Origin of the sequence: Enterococcus pseudoavium NBRC 100491, assembly GCF_001544295.1 — a bacterium.
GTDB classification, from domain to species: Bacteria; Bacillota; Bacilli; order Lactobacillales; family Enterococcaceae; genus Enterococcus_A; species Enterococcus_A pseudoavium.
Genome location: NZ_BCQF01000002.1, coordinates 1 through 15845 on the forward strand (window position 1 = coordinate 1; position 15845 = coordinate 15845).

Sequence of the window (15845 nt, forward strand, 5' to 3'; positions counted from 1 at the left end):
TTGAGGCGAATGATCAAAGTCAAGAGGTGGATGAAACAGAATATGATGCGTTAGGGAATTTGCAATTTCATCATCCAATCAGATATGAAGATTTTACTATAGAGCCACCTACTGCTAGATTTTCTCGAGCAAGTGCAAATACTCAGCATGTGTTCATCAATCAAACCGCACCGTTAGCCAAAAATTTAGCTAACGCCAATGATTTATACGCTTCTGTAATGATTGCTCAAGCAATCGTTGAAAGCGGTTGGGGAAGTAGCGCCCTCTCAAAAGCACCTAATTACAATCTCTTTGGAATAAAGGGAAATTATAATGGACAGTCGGTAACTATGCCAACTTGGGAATATAGCAATAAAGACGGCTGGTACGAGATCATGGCAAAATTTAGAAAATACCCGTCTTTTAAAGAATCTTTGAACGATAATGTCACCATCCTTAAAAAGACGTCATTCTCACCGGGGGTTTACTACTATTCTGGTGCTTGGAAAAGTAAGACGAAATCTTACAAGGATGCGACTGCTTGGTTAACTGGACGATATGCGACGGCTCCAACTTATGCTAGTACACTGAATAATGTGATTGAAACCTATGATTTGACACAATTCGATACTGGTAAAGGTGGAGACGCAACGCCAGCTCTGGTAAAAACAGAGGCAATGTATCGCCTGTATAATCCCAACAGTGGTGAACACTTCTATACAGCAAGTGTTGTTGAGCGTGACTGGGTCAGAAAGGCCGGCTGGCATTATGAAGGTGTGGGGTGGCAAGCGCCAAAAAATGGCACCCCGGTGTATCGTTTATACAACCCAAATGCAGGAGATCACCATTACACGCCTCAGGTATCAGAGAAAAATCATTTAGTAAACGTTGGCTGGCGTTATGAAGGAATCAGTTGGTATTCTGGTGGTAGTCAACCTCTCTATCGATTGTATAATCCAAACGCGAAAGCGGGATCTCATCATTATACATTGCTCCAAAGTGAAAGAAATAATTTGATAAAGCAAGGCTGGCGTAACGAAGGAATTGGATGGTATGGTCAGTAATGCAAAAAGTGGTGTGACAAAAGATTGTCACTCCACTTTTTTTGAATATACAGTATTCCCAACAGAAACTTCTTCTACGATAGCTTTGTATAAAGGGACTACTAAATCTCAATAAATAGAACTAACGAAAGAAAATAAAATGAGCATCTGTAAAAAATTAAAAAAAATTTCAGTCCTAGCAACTTATTTCCTAAAGTTATCCATTTTTCTCACACGCGCTCTTTCCCAACTACATCGGAGATTTCGGAGATGATGAAAAAATTATGAAGATTTTCTATGGCGAGATCATACTTTTTTCCAATTTCACATAGAATCATTTTGTTCGACTCCAGAACAGAATCATTTCCATCATATAAGTTGTCTGTTGGAAGGTGAATTTCGAAAGGTCGTTTGTCATCTAACACCAAAGGTTTCTGAAAGAAATAACCAGCGATCTTTTTCATGAGAATTACTCCTTTACTTATTATTTGTTATATATTACAACAGTAATGTTGATAAAACCAGAAATAAGCTCAATAACCATAGTTATTTAAAAGCACCGTAAAAGTGCGATTCCTAAAATGCCTGTTAGAACAATTTTCATCAGATCATTAGTACGTATACCTACGATGAGAGCAGGTATACAGGCGAGAACTTCAGGCAAGCGAAAGGTAGGGAAATGTCCCGGTTGAAAATTCAAAATGCTTTGCAGTAGTAAGGCAGTTAAAATCGTCATGGGCAAATAACTCAAAAAATTTTCGAGAATCTTTGGCAAAGTGACGGCTTTAGTTAGAACAAATGGCAGGACCCTTGGCAGCCAAGTCACTAGTGCACAACCAAAAATCGTCATTAGATAATAAGAATTACTCATCGTCAATCAACACTCCCGTCAAACAACCTAACAAAGTAGCTAAAATAACAGAAAGCTCTGCCGAAATAAAACGCATCAGCAGAAATAAACTGATAGTCGTGATTCCTAAAATTTTGACTGTCTTGTGTCTCTGAATTTTTAATGGTAATTGAACTTGAAATAGAAATAAGCCTAAAAACATGGCCGTTAAAGCAAAATCAAAGCCCAAAACGGTTGGATCAGGAATAAAGTTACCTACTAATGCTCCGATAACCGTCGATAGAATCCAGACAAGATAAGCTGTAATATTTAAACCGTGCATCCAGTTGCTAGTAACTTTATGATCTTGGGCTAAAGTAGTCATTAATACACCATAGGATTCATCGGTTAATAAAGTGCCAATAGCTATACCGTTTACCAAAGAGTCCTCCTTGAAGTAATGAGCAACGGAAAGGCTCATCAATAAATGGCGTAAATTCACGAGGAAAACGGTAAAGACGATAGAAATAATGGGGGCATGTAATAAGAGAAGCCCACATAAAATAAATTGAGCGCTGCCGGCATAGATCAAGGTAGACATTAGAAAGACTTGCCAAATAGCTAAGTGGGCTGATTTGCCAACGATTCCCATCGCAATTCCGATTCCTAGATAACCCATCACAGTAGGAAGACAGGCCCTAACACCTTCAGAAAAATTAGCAGTTTTTACGATACGATTATCCATCTTTTCTACCTCTCATCTTGTTTTAATTATATTAAAATAAAACTAATGAAAAAACAAGAGGATGGAGACACAAAAAAAGAGCAACAAAACCAACAAAAAGTACTATCTGTTGGTGGGGAAGCTGTTGCTCAATTTATTTTATCATAAAAAACGGTTAAAAAAATAATGAAATTAATTTTTTGAAGTAGTAAACAACAAAAAATAGTATTATTATGTATGATTCTTTTAATTATCTAGAGTATTTGATTTAGGGTATAATTGGTATAAAGGAGGCGTTTTCAATGAGTGGGAGTTATGAGAAAATTCTCGTTGCAGTCGATGGATCAGCTACATCAGCGGATGCATTTAATGAAGCTGTGAGCGTGGCTGAGCGAAACAATGCAAGACTTTTTATTCTTACCGTTGTTGATTTCAAATTTTCGATTGGAGATCCAGCATTTATTAACGATGCATTGAAGTTTCATTTAAACAATGCTGAAATCGAGTTGGAACAGTTAATCGCCAATTCAACAGTAGGCCAAATTGACTATGAAACAAAAATTGATTCAGGCAGTCCCAAACGTAAGATTATCGAGTATGCTCTTGAGAAACAAGCAGATTTAATCATGCTAGGAGCAACTGGACGCGGTGCTGTCGAGCAAGCAATTTTGGGGTCGACAGCTTCATATGTGGTTAATCATGCGAAGTGTAATGTGATGGTTGTTAAACCTTAAAGAAACAAAAAAAGTTTTTGTCCTTAACAAGATAAGGACAAAAACTTTTTTATTGGGATAGTAGGGCTCGAACCTACACTTACCTGATTCAGAGTCAGGCGCCTTACCAGTTTGGCCATATCCCAATGAGAACAGAAAGAATTATAACGCTAGTTTTTCTGTTCTTCAACTATTTTGATTTATTATTTGTTGCTGGCTTGTTTCAAAGCTGCTGAGACTAAATTGCCATCTGCGAAACCGAGATTGATTTTAAGAATTTCTGAGTCGAAATGCAACATTAGACGAATCCCGTTAAGTTTCTTTTTCCCGCTGATTTCTTTGCATTGATAAAGATTATATTTATAAGCTTTTTGTTTACTCAAAGCATAAAGGATATTGCCGGAAATTCCGTAACCGGTCAGACCTTCTTGCTTTTTAACACTTTCATATTTATGAAATCCGATAAAAGAAAAAGAAAAATTTGTTTTGGGAAAAGCTTGCAGGAAATTGTTAAATAAGAGAATTCCCTTTTCCTCATTGGTATTATAGTTAATGCCGTACTTTTTGGTGAATTGATAAAGTTCTTTTGCTGTATTCATGGTAACCTCACTCTTTTTAATATCTTCAGTATAATTGTTTCTTATAATAGAAACAACAGCTTAGCGATTAAAGCGGCGCGTATTAATAAATTCTGAGATAGCCATGGTAATCAATAAGAAACCAAAAATTTGGAAGAGAAGCATTAAACTACTAAAAGGATTGAATAGAAGGAAAAAACCAGCAATAATCATTAAAGCACTATAAATGATTTGACCGGTGACTGGGAAACCATTTCTTTTGGCCTGCCAGCTTTGCAGAAATTGCCCAATCGCAAAAATTAGAATAATAAAACCTAAGAACATCGGCAACAGACTGACGATGCCTTTTGAGAACCACAGAACCACAAAAGCAAGGATGATTCGAATGATCCCGCCAGTCGTTTCAAAACCGACATTTCCAGTGTATTTCTTTGTTTGTAAACCACGAACGACTTGCATGATCCCAAAAACCAATAAATAAAGGAAAACGATGTAAACAATACCGCGGAAAACACTTCGCGGGGAAATCAAGGTTGCAATCCCCAAAATTAAGTAACAGGCACTGCGCAAATAGCCATAACGTTTGATTGAATCGATAAAATTTGACATAGAAATCACTCCTCTGAAATAATTTTACCTGATTTAGTATTTTTTTGCGACTGAAGCGAAGTTTCGATTGTAAACCAATCTATACTTCGGTATAATTGCGAATAACATTGATCCAAAAGCTAGACGAATAAATGAATGTCGATACTGGAGGGCTTACTATGAATGAAGAAGAAATTGAACTTGGAAGAAGTTACCGCTGTCATCCGATTGGGTTTGAGGAGTGCGTAGAAGGCGAAGTCATTTCGAAGATGACAAACTGTGCGGTTGTGCGCATCAATCAATGTGAAAAGGTTGACCAAGAGCAGCGAGATGACAAATCGAACATGGTCGTGGTAAAATACTCTAACTTCATTCCAAGTTAGAAGGCGTTTCTATTGAATATATTTACATTGTTATTGGGAATCTTTACAGTAGTCCTTTATATCTTTTTATTAGTGGCACGCAGAGATGTCGTGATTGCGGTCTTTAAACAACGAAAGCAATATCCGTTTTATCTTTTTTTAACATGCTTGATTTTGTGGATTGGCTTTACTAGCTGGCAGGATTGGAATGGTCGCATTCAGACAGTTTTAGCAGCCCTCGTGATGTTGAGTTTTCTATTGGATAAAAGAGGCTTTACTGAAGATAGTCTAATTTTATTTAGTTTAGATAATCGTGGAATCCCATTGAGTGAGATTGAACGAGTGGTTTTGTTCCAGGAAGAAGATGGGTTTATCAAGCTGAATTATTTTCGTAAGAATCGGCGAGGTCCGATCTTGACCTTTGACTATCCGCTTACAGAATTTGTTGTATTTCTTTCAACACATCTCAATGAAGGCAGTAAATTGGAAATCCTAACAAAAGATGATCAAGATAAAAATGGAAAGTAAGATGGCGGAGACGTCATCTTTTTTTGTAAGAATAAAAAAAGGATGTGACAAAAACTTGTCACATCCTTTTTGATCGCTTTTAAATTAGTGGAATACGCGGAAACGTTCGTCGTCAGCCAAGTATTCTTTTTCGTTAGCTTCAGCTTCTTTAGAACCGAAAACTAATTGAGAGCGTAATTGCCAGTTTGCAGGAATATTCCATTCAGCTGCTACGGCGTCATCGATTACTGGGTTGTAATGTTGTAGGTTAGCTCCTAAGCCAGCAGCAATTAGTGCTGTCCAAGTATTAGCCGTTGCAATCCCATTTGATTGTTCAGCCCAGTCAGGGAAATTGTCGGCGTATAAAGCAAATTGTTCTTGTAAGTTTTTCACTGTGTCGGTTTCTTTGAAGAACATCACTGTTCCTAAAGCATTTCTAAAGCCAGCAATTTTTGCTTGCGTATTAGGGAAAACTTCAGCTGGAGTTAGAGGTTTCAATGCTTCTTCAACGATGTTCCATAATTTTTCGTGAGCTTCACCGAATAGAATAACTGCACGTGGCGATTGGGCGTTAAAAGCAGTTGGACTGTTTTTAACAGCATCCTTGATAATTTCAGTAATTTCTTCTTCTGATATTTTCACGTCGCGTCCTAAAGCATAAAATGAACGACGGTCTTTTAGAGTTTCTAAAAATTGAGACATAATAAATTCCACCTTTTCTTGTATTGTTCTTGTTGACAGTCCTTACTTTAACATCTTACAAAAAGTAAGGAAAGTTATCTGCTCAGCGAAGAGTAATTTTTTTGTAAGGACTCATAATTAACTTTCAATAATCACCGGGGAGTATGATAAACTAATTTTATGAACATGAAAAATGGGGGCAAGTAAATGAACATAAAGGAAGTAGGAAAGACGATTCTTTATTTTTTGATCTTAGCAGCGATTCTAATCGGTCTGCGACATTTTGTTTTTACGCCAGTCGTTGTAAAGGGGGACTCAATGGATCCGACATTGATCGATGGCGAACGGGTCATTGCATTGAAAAATACAGAGGTCAAACGGTTTGATATCGTCACATTTCCGGCGCCGGATGATCCAGGAAAAAATTATATCAAACGTGTTATCGGTCTACCAGGCGACACGGTTGAATATAAAAATGATGAGCTTTATATTAACGGAAAAAAATATGCTGAACCTTATTTAGACGAGTTCAAAGGTCAATTAACCGATCAGCAACCCTTAACTTATGATTTTGACTTGACTGACCTTTATGGTTCGGAGAAAGTTCAGGCTGGGGAGTTATTCGTTTTAGGTGACAATCGGCGCATCTCAAAAGATAGCCGAATCATTGGAACAATTAAAGAAAAAGATATTATGGCAGACGTAAAATTTGTTTTTTGGCCATTGAATCGTTTTGGCACAGTTGACTAGCATAATTGCTAGTCTTTTTTGCATTCTTTGTAAGAATACCAATAAACCAAAAAGAGCTAAATAGTTGGCAGGCAGGCTAGCTAAGACCATGCGTGGTTTTGACTGACCTGTTATAATAAGCAAGTAATAAATATTATAGAAATGAGGGGAAAAGATGCCATTACAATTTTTATTAGGTGCCGGACAGAATGATGCAAAAGAGCGGCTGATTGAAACAGCGCAAGCTTGGTTAGCGCAGAATGCTGAGAATCGGGTATTTTTCTTAGTCCCCAATTACAATAAATTCGAGCAGGAAATCACGCTCCTTTCTACGATGAAACAGCTAACTGGTGAAACAGAGTTTAGTACGCTCCGAACCCAAGTTTTTAGCTTTCAACGATTAGCGTGGTATTTTTTACAACGAGATGGGCAAGTTCCAGGAAATCTTCTGTCTGAAGCCGGCAATGCAATGATTTTGCGAAAAATCTTACAGGAACAACGGGAAGAATTAACGATTTTCCGCGGAGAAGTCAATAAAACCGGCTTCATCCAACAACTAGTAAGCTTTTATCAAGAAATGCAGATAGGCAATGTAACGGTCGATGATTTGTTTGAAACGGGAAATGATCCAGACCAAGCATTGAAATTGCAGGATTTACAAAAAATTTTTGTGGCCTATGAAGCGGCACTACTAACTTATCAAGTAGCCAATCAAGACCCTTTGTTGTTGCTACAAGCCTATTTGAGTCAGCAAGATTTAAGGCGGAATTTGTTTATTGTCAGTGGGTTTGCGCGCTTTAACGCACGGGAGTTAAATGTGCTGAGTGGTTTGATGGCTAGTGGTGAATTGTTAGTCTCATTAGAATTGGATCGAGCGTATCCAAGTGAAGAACCGAATCCGCTAGATCTATTTGCAGATCCGGGAAAAACTTATTTTCAATTGAAGCGAGCAGCCGATAGCCAGCAAATAGCAGTTCGTCCGGATCGCTTTGCCCAGAAAAATGATTCAATCTTCAATCAAGTCGGTGAATTTTGGGCCAATCAAAAAAGGGTGAAACTAAGCGGAACGGATCAACTGCAAATCACCAAATATGCCACAGTGGCTGAAGAAATTCGTAAAGTTGGTGAAGAAATTCGCCGCTTAGTCAGAGAAAAAGGCTATCGCTATCAAGACATTCAGATTTTGTTACGTAATCCGCAAGTCTATAACAGTGTGCTGCCGGATATCTTTCAAAAGTTAGAGATCCCTTTTTATTTGGATGAGACACAGGAGATGGCTGCCCATCCACTGATCGAATTTTTGCAATCTTTGTTTCTGATTGATAGTTATCATTATCGGATCAATGATGTTTTTCGAATGTTACGAACAGAACTGTTTGCCCCTTTTGATTGGACCGCTGATAACTGGTCGACACAACAAAAACAATATCGAGAAATGATTGATCAGGCTGAGAACGTTTGTTTAGCGTATAATTTTCGCGGCAGTGCATGGACGAAAGCAGCAGAGTGGGAATTTGTCGATTATGATTTTGAGACTGATGTCTTTAATGATGCTAAACAACTAGAGGAAATTGCGAATCAAGTTCGCCGTTCTGTTCAGCAAATTTTGCCTAATTTTTTCAAGCAGATTAAACAGGCGAATGATGGACTGGAAGCGGCAACGTTGTTTTATCATTTTTTAGCGGACAGTGGAGTGAAACGGCAACTGCTTTTTTGGCGAGACCAAGAAGTTGAAAAAGGAAATTTGGAAAAAGCCCGTAATCATGAGCAAACGTGGCAAGCCTTGCTGGATCTGTTAGACGAGTATGTCTTGATCTATGGCATGGATTCTTTTGATTGGGCGACCTTCCAAGAAATCTTTTTAGCAGGGTTAATGAATTTAACTTACGGCAAGATTCCAACAGCTATCGACCAAGTCCGAGTCAATGATTTAGAGCTAGCGCGTGTTGATCAAATGAAAGTGACCTTTGCGATTGGTTTGAATAATAATGATTTTCCTGCGCGTTTTGACGATAAGGGATTGCTTTCAGCAGAAGAACGTTCGCTGTTTAATCAGCATTTACCAGAAGGAAAATTTTTGCCGGAGAGCAACAGCTCAAAGGTCAACCGGGAGCCTTTTTTAGCGTATTCAGTTTTCCTTTCGGCGACTGAGCGGCTCTACTTGAGTGTTGCTACAGCAGTAGAAGGCGAAAAAAAATTAGAAGTATCGACTTTTTTACGGCAATTAAGTCAAGGTTTAGGATTGCCGATTAGGGAAAATGAAACCTTGAAATTAACGAGTGAGCCGGAACAACATCTCGGAACGATGCGAACGCTGTTGTCGGATTTGATCGCCCTAAATCGCTTGGCTCAGGATGAAAATCGAGCCTTTTTACCAGCTTGGCGAGAATTGCAAAAATTTATTCAAACCAGCGTCTTAGCTCCGATGGCTCAACGAGTTTTTAAAAGTTTGCAAGAACTCAATGTGCCGCGGGAGTTATTGCCAGAGACGGCGGAATGCTTGTACGGAAAGAATCTTTATGTTTCGGTTTCACGGATCGAAAATTTCTATAATTGCCAATACAAATATTTTGCTAATTTTGGCTTGAGTTTAAAAGAACGGACAGTTTATGGGCTGACACCCGCAGCAGCTGGGGACTTCTATCATGAAGCGTTGGACCATTTTTTCCGTTTGATCAACGAACAGGGCTTGAAATTGGCGGAGTTGCAGGAAGCCGAACGTACCCAATTGGCGGATCAGGTCTTAAAGGCTGTTTTCGGAGAAACGAAATTCGCAATCCTTTCGAGCTCAGCTCGCATGAACTATATTCGCTATCAATTATCACGAACAATTCAAAAGGTGAGTTGGGGATTGGTTCAACAAGGTCAGCGCACAGCCTTCGAGCCACAGCAAACCGAAGTTATTTTTGGCTCGATTGGTGGTCAGAAGGGCATTCCCGGAATTAATCTTCCTTTGTCAAATGGCGGTGAAGTCGCGATTCGTGGGAAGATTGATCGTTTAGACCAACTGCAAAAAGGAGAGCAAGATTGGCTGAGTGTGGTGGACTATAAATCGAGTCCGCATAGTTTCAATGTTTCTGATGCTTATTATGGGATCGCCCTGCAATTGATTACTTATTTGGATGTGGCGGTGACTGATCTTAGTCAAGCACAAGGCAAAGAAATTCGGCCTGCCGGAGCCTATTACTTACATGTTCATAACCCGGTCTTGAAAGAACCAAAAAATATTGAGAAAGATTTATTGAAAGCTTATCAATACGATGGACTATTTGCTAAAGAGCCCGAGCTTTACGATCAACTGGATCAAAGTCTTGGTGAAAAAGAAAGCTCGTTACTCTTTCCGATTAAAAAGGATAAAGATGGACAGACGGTGATTGTTTCGCAGTCCAAAGATAAATTTTATGAACTGGATGAGATCAATCTGTTACGTGAGTACAATCGTGAGAAAATCCGCAGAGCAGGCAATCAGATCATTTCGGGTGAGATCAAATTGAACCCAACGTATAAAGACAATCAACGAATCGCTTGCCAGCATTGTCCGTTTCGCAGTGTCTGCAAATTTGACGCGATGCTGAAGGAAAATAATTATCACCGTTTAGAAAAATTAACTAAAGAAGAAGTCTTGAAACGAATGGAGGAAGAACTGCATGACAAATAAATATCCAATCCCTCCAAAGGCCCCCAATGAAATCTATACTGATTCGCAGTGGCAAGCGATTTATGATCAAGGAACCAATCTTTTGGTCTCGGCTTCTGCTGGTTCAGGAAAAACCGCGGTGCTCGTCAGACGAGTGATCGAAAAAATTAAGCGTCAACAGCTTTCAGTTGATCAACTGTTGGTGGTGACGTTTACGGAAGCGGCCGCTAGCGAAATGAAAGAACGGATCCAAAGCGCCTTGCAAGAAGCGATCAATCAAGAAACGGATCAAGAGTTAAAAAATCATTTCACGCGCCAGTTAGCCTTGTTACCGACTGCGAATATCTCAACACTGCATTCTTTTTGTTCAAAAGTGATCCAACGTTTTTTCTATTTGATTGATTTAGATCCAAGTTATCGAATGTTGACCGATGATACTGAGACGATTTTATTGAAAGAAGATGTTTGGGATGCGTTGCGAGAAACCTTCTATGAAGAGAACCAAGAGATTTTCTACCGTTTGACAGAGAATTTCTCAAATGATCGCAGTGACAGTGGCTTAGAGGATTTGATTTTAGCCATGTATGAATTCGCTCGGGCGAATCCGGAACCCTTTGACTGGTTGGATAGCTTAGTCGAAAACTATCGGGTCAAGGACTTGGCGGAGTCAGCGCTATTTCGACAACTGGTTCAGCCCCAAGTACTAACGACACTCCAAGAAGTCGCTCAGAGCTATCAGTGGTTGATTACTGCCAGTCAAGGAAGCGATGAATTGAAAAAAATTACCATGCTTGGTGAAAATGAACTGTCCCTTATGCGACAGCTTCAGCAAGCCGTAGAAGAAAGAAAAGTAGAAGAGGTATTTCAACTTTTTTCAACGCTGAAATTTCCAGCCTATCCTTCGCCTCGAAAAAAGGAAATCAAAGAACTTTATGGGGATGTGATCGCGGAATGCAAAAATTATCGTGATCAGGCTAAGCAAGCACTGTTGAAGCTCAAAGAACAGTATTTTGCGGTTTCGCCAACAGAACAGATTGAGCGTCTGCAAGCGGCTTTGCCAATCGTTGAAGAATTAGTGCGGGTGGAGAAATCTTTTATTGTTGCTTATTCAGCTAAAAAAAGGGAAAAAGGCATGCTGGATTTCAATGATCTGGAACATTTTACTTTTCAAATTTTACAGAAACAAATCGATGGAAGTAACCCAGCCCAAGAGTACTATCGTCACCGTTTCGCAGAAGTTCTAGTTGATGAATATCAAGATATTAATCAGTTGCAAGAAGCAATTTTGCAGCAACTTAGCAGCGAAACACCTGGGAATTTATTCATGGTGGGGGATGTCAAACAGTCGATTTACGGTTTTCGCTTGGCTGACCCGACATTGTTTATTCAAAAATATCACGAATTTGCGGAAGAAAAAGGTGGTCGGCGGATCATCCTGGCAGAAAATTTTCGCTCTAGAAAAGAAGTATTAGATTTTACCAATTTGGTCTTCTCCCAATTAATGGACCAAACGGTCGGCCAGATCGAATATGATCAGCAAGCTCAGCTGATTAATGGCTTTACGGCTTTTCCTGAAACTGATGATTTTGCTCCGGAGCTTTTGATCTATCAAAAAAATGGCGAGGTTCCTGAATGGATCGAAGATAAATCGATGGGCGAGATTTTTATGACGGCCACTAAGATCCGGCAATTGATCGATCAAGGTTTTGAGATCTACGATAAAAAGAAAAAAGCTTCGCGGCCACTGAAATATGAAGACATCGTCTTATTGACACCAACTCGAAGCCACAATTTGACGATTATGGAAGTCTTTAAGCAATTAGGAATTCCCTTAGCGATCAATGATACTCAAAATTATTTTCAATCAACTGAATTACGAGTAATGATCTCCTTACTGCAGATCATTGATAATCCTTATCAAGATATTCCTTTAGCCGCTGTTTTACGTTCACCAATCGTAGGACTGCAAGAAGAAGAACTGGCACAAGTCCGGCTAGCATTACCGCAAAAGGAATACTATCAAGCGGTTAAGCGTTATTTACAAACAAACGAAGGTAAGACCGCGGAAAAACTGGCGCTTTTTCTCGAACAATTAGACGATTGGCGCGAGTTTGCACGACGGGAAGCTTTAGCGGATTTGCTAGTGAAAATTTACAATGAGACGGCTTACTTGGATTATGTTCTAGGCATGCCAGCTGGCCAACAACGACATGCCAATCTGTTGGCGCTAATCGAACGGGCCAAAGATTATGAACGCAGCAGTTTCCGTGGCTTATATCAATTTATTCGCTTCATTGAAAAAATGCAGGAAAAAGACAAAGATTTAGGTGAGCCACCGACGGAAGAATTGCAAGATGCTGTACGAGTAATGACGATCCATGGAAGTAAAGGCTTGGAATTTCCCGTCGTCTTCTTGTTAGATATGAGTAAAAGTTTCAATGTACAAGATACTCGGAAAAATTATGTGTTTGATGAACGTTTAGGACTAGGGATTCGTTTGTTGACCCCGGATACGCGGATCAGGCAGGATACATTGCTATTTCAAATCATCAAACAGAAAAACCTTAATAAACTATTATCTGAAGAAATGCGCAAACTATATGTCGCTTTGACACGGGCGGAGCAGAAACTATTTTTAGTAGGTTCCTATGATGAGGAAGCAGCGGCCTATAAAGTCTGGAGTAAAGGCGCGTTAAATGAGCAACTTGTTTTAGATGCCGGCCTGCGAAATGGGCAAAATGATAGTTTCTTTGATTGGATTGGGATGACTTTGTTCCGACATCCATTGATGTCAGAATATCAAAAAGAATATGCAATCAATCAACCGGCTATGTTAACACAACATCCTGCTACTTTTAAAGTGGATTTTGTTGATCCTAAGCGAATTACAGCAGCCGTCCAAAACTATCTGCCAGAAATTAAAACATTGGAAATCCCCCAAGGTGTGATCGACATCCAAGCGGTGAAAAAAAGTTTGTTGTTTGAATATCCTTATCCAGAAGCCACCAAAACGACCAGCTATCAATCGGTTTCTGAATTAAAACGATTGTATGATGATCCGGATAATCGGGAGACGTTAGAGCTGACAGCGACTCAGACTCAGTATCGTTTTACGAATGATGAATTAGCTGAGCCAAAATTTTTAAGTACGAAAAAGGAAATTTCAGCAGCTGAGATTGGAACTGCCACTCATTTAGTCATGCAGCTATTACCTCTTAACCAACTTCCACAAAGGTCGGAGATTGAGCGACTCATTGAAGCATTAGTTATACGACGCACTTTGACGGAAGAAATTGCAGAAAAAATTCCGGTTGAGGCTATTTTACAATTTTTAACAACTGAGCTGGGTCAATCTTTGATTCAATCTGCCGATCATCTTTATCGGGAAGAACCCTTTGCGATGCTGTTGCCGGCTGATCAATTATTCAAAGACTATCAAAATCAAGATGAGATCTTAGTTCACGGAATTATCGATGGCTATGTAGAATTCGCCGATCATCTGTTGCTATATGATCTAAAAACGGATTACTATACACCGGAACGGGAAGGCCAATTGATTGATCGCTATCGAGGGCAAATTAATTTGTATAAGACAGCTTTAGAAAAAGCTAAACAAAAACCGGTAACGTCCGCCTACTTAATTTTTTTACAAGGCAATAAAGCCATTAATTTGTTAAAAACTCCTTAGGGCTAGGCAAGTTATACTTATAAAAGGTAAGTGATGTGCTATACTCTCTCTATCGAGGTGAGAATTATGGAACAAGTAGAAGTAATGGACTTTTCGCTCTGTCCGAAATTTGAGAAGGGATTTCAAATTTTAGGAAAAAAATGGAACGGGTTAATTATTGATGTATTGTTAGAACGCGGACCTCAAAGATTTGTCGATATTGCTGCAATGATTCCGGCGGTTAGTGATCGGGTTTTAACCGAGCGTTTAAAAGAATTAGAAGCAGAAGGCATCGTTGGCCGAATGATTGCTTGCGAAAGTCAAAAGCGAATGGATTATTGTCTGACCAAAAAAGGAGAAGCTCTGAGAAATGTGATGAATGAAATACATCAGTGGGGCGAGACTTGGATTACGGATGAAGAATGTAGTTGATAAATTTTTTGATTTCTTGTAGTATTGGGATAGTCAATTGAATAGTTTAAAAAGCGTTGATAGAAAAGAGTAGTCTTTTAAAGTTTGAAGGGAGTGCCTGTCGTTGACTGGGAGCAGGCTAAGCAAGAAAAAGATGAAGTTCACTTCTGGAGCTTGTCGTAAGACCGGCAGAGCCGTTAAAAAAGAGAGAGCGTCAATCAATTTTCAATTGACGAATTAGGATGGTATCGCGAGACCTCGTTCCTTGATAGGAGCGAGGTCTCTTTGTGTTCATTTTATGGGATCTTAAGTGGAATTTTTCACTTTAGCAACAGGGAAAGGAAGAAAACAATGAGTTTACAAGAACAATTAGAAGAGTTAAAAAGTCAAACGTTGGCCAAAATTACGGCAGCGCAAGAACTTGCTGCGGTCGAAACGATTCGGGTAGAGACCTTAGGAAAAAAAGGACCAATCACTGAAGTATTAAGAGGAATGCGGGACCTTTCAGCAGAAGAGCGACCAAAAGTCGGCGCTTTTGCGAACGAAATTCGTGATCTGTTAACAGAAGCGATCGAAGAGCGTAAAGCGACTTTAACAGAAGCCGCGTTAGAAAAACAATTAGCAGCGGAATCATTAGATGTAACTTTGCCAGGAAAACAAGTTTCCCAGGGGACGCGCCACGTATTGACGCAAATCATGGAAGAAATAGAAGATACTTTTATTGGGATGGGTTACCAAGTCATTGAAGGAACAGAGGTTGAATCTGATCATTATAATTTTGAGCGGATGAATTTGCCGAAAGATCATCCCGCCCGTGACATGCAAGATACGTTTTATATCTCTGATGAGATGTTACTACGGACACATACTTCACCGGTCCAAGCGCGAACGATGGAAAAACATGACTTTTCAAAAGGTGCATTGCGCATGATCTCACCAGGAAAAGTTTTCCGCCGCGATACGGATGACGCAACCCATAGTCATCAATTCCACCAAATCGAAGGACTTGTGGTGGATAAAGGCATTACGATGGGCGATTTAAAGGGAACACTGGAAGTCTTATTAAAAGAATTGTTTGGGGCTGACCGTAAGATTCGTCTGCGTCCAAGTTATTTTCCGTTTACTGAACCTTCTGTTGAAGTGGATGTCAGCTGTTTCAAATGTGGGGGTAAAGGTTGTAATGTCTGCAAACATACCGGTTGGATCGAGATTTTAGGTGCTGGGATGGTTCATCCAGATGTCTTGGAAATGTCGGGCATTGATTCTAAAGAATATTCGGGCTTTGCTTTTGGCTTAGGACCGGATCGGATCGCAATGTTGCGTTACGGGGTTAATGATATTCGAAATTTCTATTTAAATGATGTTCGTTTCTTAGAACAATTTAAGGGGGAGTAAGA

At 39.5% G+C, this 15845-nt stretch carries 15 protein-coding genes, 1 tRNA gene and 1 other annotated feature; of the genes, 9 read left to right on the top strand and 7 right to left on the bottom strand.

Annotated features, from left to right (window positions below):
- Nucleotides 1-1043 (top strand): glycoside hydrolase family 73 protein (locus EP1_RS01105; RefSeq protein ID WP_067622039.1); only part of this gene is annotated, 1043 nt, incomplete at its 5' end.
- Between the two features lie 209 nt (nt 1044-1252).
- On the opposite strand, the gene EP1_RS01110 is transcribed toward EP1_RS01105, so the two are convergent.
- The 3 genes from EP1_RS01110 to EP1_RS01120 form a co-directional block, all read right to left on the bottom strand.
- Entirely contained in the window at nt 1253-1486 is a 234-nt protein-coding gene (locus EP1_RS01110; RefSeq protein WP_067622042.1) for a hypothetical protein, read from the bottom strand.
- An 86-nt stretch (nt 1487-1572) separates the two neighbouring features.
- Nucleotides 1573-1893, bottom strand: coding sequence for an AzlD domain-containing protein (locus tag EP1_RS01115; RefSeq protein ID WP_067622045.1), 321 nt, complete (start codon nt 1891-1893; stop codon nt 1573-1575).
- Entirely contained in the window at nt 1886-2596 is a 711-nt protein-coding gene (locus EP1_RS01120; RefSeq protein ID WP_067622050.1) for an AzlC family ABC transporter permease, read from the bottom strand. The genes EP1_RS01115 and EP1_RS01120 overlap by 8 nt, the downstream gene beginning before the upstream one ends.
- A gap of 281 nt (nt 2597-2877) precedes the next feature.
- Here EP1_RS01120 and EP1_RS01125 point away from each other — a divergent pair, with 281 nt between their 5' ends.
- Nucleotides 2878-3309: a universal stress protein gene (locus EP1_RS01125; RefSeq protein ID WP_067622053.1), complete on the top strand. Its 432-nt coding sequence runs from the start codon at nt 2878-2880 to the stop codon at nt 3307-3309.
- A 52-nt stretch (nt 3310-3361) separates the two neighbouring features.
- Here the strand turns inward: EP1_RS01125 and EP1_RS01130 are convergent.
- From EP1_RS01130 to EP1_RS01140, 3 genes are all read right to left on the bottom strand, one after another.
- Nucleotides 3362-3434 (bottom strand) — tRNA-Gln (locus EP1_RS01130).
- Between the two features lie 57 nt (nt 3435-3491).
- Nucleotides 3492-3887, bottom strand: coding sequence for a hypothetical protein (locus tag EP1_RS01135; RefSeq protein ID WP_067622056.1), 396 nt, complete (start codon nt 3885-3887; stop codon nt 3492-3494).
- Between the two features lie 60 nt (nt 3888-3947).
- Nucleotides 3948-4475, bottom strand: coding sequence for an HdeD family acid-resistance protein (locus EP1_RS01140; protein ID WP_067622058.1), 528 nt, complete (start codon nt 4473-4475; stop codon nt 3948-3950).
- A gap of 158 nt (nt 4476-4633) precedes the next feature.
- Between EP1_RS01140 and EP1_RS01145 the strand changes: the two genes are divergently transcribed.
- A complete protein-coding gene (locus EP1_RS01145) occupies nt 4634-4837 on the top strand; it encodes a hypothetical protein (protein ID WP_067622061.1) in 204 nt (67 codons plus the stop codon).
- Nucleotides 4838-4849: 12 nt separating this feature from the next.
- Nucleotides 4850-5344: a hypothetical protein gene (locus tag EP1_RS01150; protein ID WP_067622063.1), complete on the top strand. Its 495-nt coding sequence runs from the start codon at nt 4850-4852 to the stop codon at nt 5342-5344.
- Between the two features lie 84 nt (nt 5345-5428).
- On the opposite strand, the gene EP1_RS01155 is transcribed toward EP1_RS01150, so the two are convergent.
- A complete protein-coding gene (locus EP1_RS01155) occupies nt 5429-6025 on the bottom strand; it encodes a nitroreductase family protein (protein ID WP_067622066.1) in 597 nt (198 codons plus the stop codon).
- A gap of 186 nt (nt 6026-6211) precedes the next feature.
- On the opposite strand from EP1_RS01155, the gene lepB reads away from it, so the two are divergent.
- The 5 genes from lepB to pheS all read left to right on the top strand — a co-directional run bounded on the left by lepB (nt 6212) and on the right by pheS (nt 15843).
- Complete coding sequence (lepB, locus tag EP1_RS01160; RefSeq protein WP_067622069.1) at nt 6212-6754, top strand: signal peptidase I; 543 nt, start codon at nt 6212-6214, stop codon at nt 6752-6754.
- A gap of 154 nt (nt 6755-6908) precedes the next feature.
- The gene (locus tag EP1_RS01165; RefSeq protein ID WP_067622072.1) at nt 6909-10391 is read left to right on the top strand and encodes a PD-(D/E)XK nuclease family protein; all 3483 of its coding nucleotides are present in this window, start codon (nt 6909-6911) and stop codon (nt 10389-10391) included.
- Nucleotides 10381-14058, top strand: coding sequence for a helicase-exonuclease AddAB subunit AddA (addA, locus tag EP1_RS01170; RefSeq protein WP_067622075.1), 3678 nt, complete (start codon nt 10381-10383; stop codon nt 14056-14058). Before EP1_RS01165 ends, addA begins: the two co-directional genes overlap by 11 nt.
- Nucleotides 14059-14124: 66 nt before the next feature.
- Nucleotides 14125-14469, top strand: a complete 345-nt coding sequence (locus tag EP1_RS01175) for a winged helix-turn-helix transcriptional regulator (protein WP_067622078.1) — start codon at nt 14125-14127, stop codon at nt 14467-14469.
- A gap of 47 nt (nt 14470-14516) precedes the next feature.
- Nucleotides 14517-14717: a binding site (T-box leader), on the top strand.
- A gap of 82 nt (nt 14718-14799) precedes the next feature.
- Nucleotides 14800-15843 (top strand): phenylalanine--tRNA ligase subunit alpha, encoded by a 1044-nt coding sequence (gene pheS, locus EP1_RS01180; protein ID WP_067622081.1) that lies wholly within the window; start codon nt 14800-14802, stop codon nt 15841-15843.
- Nucleotides 15844-15845 lie beyond the last annotated feature (2 nt).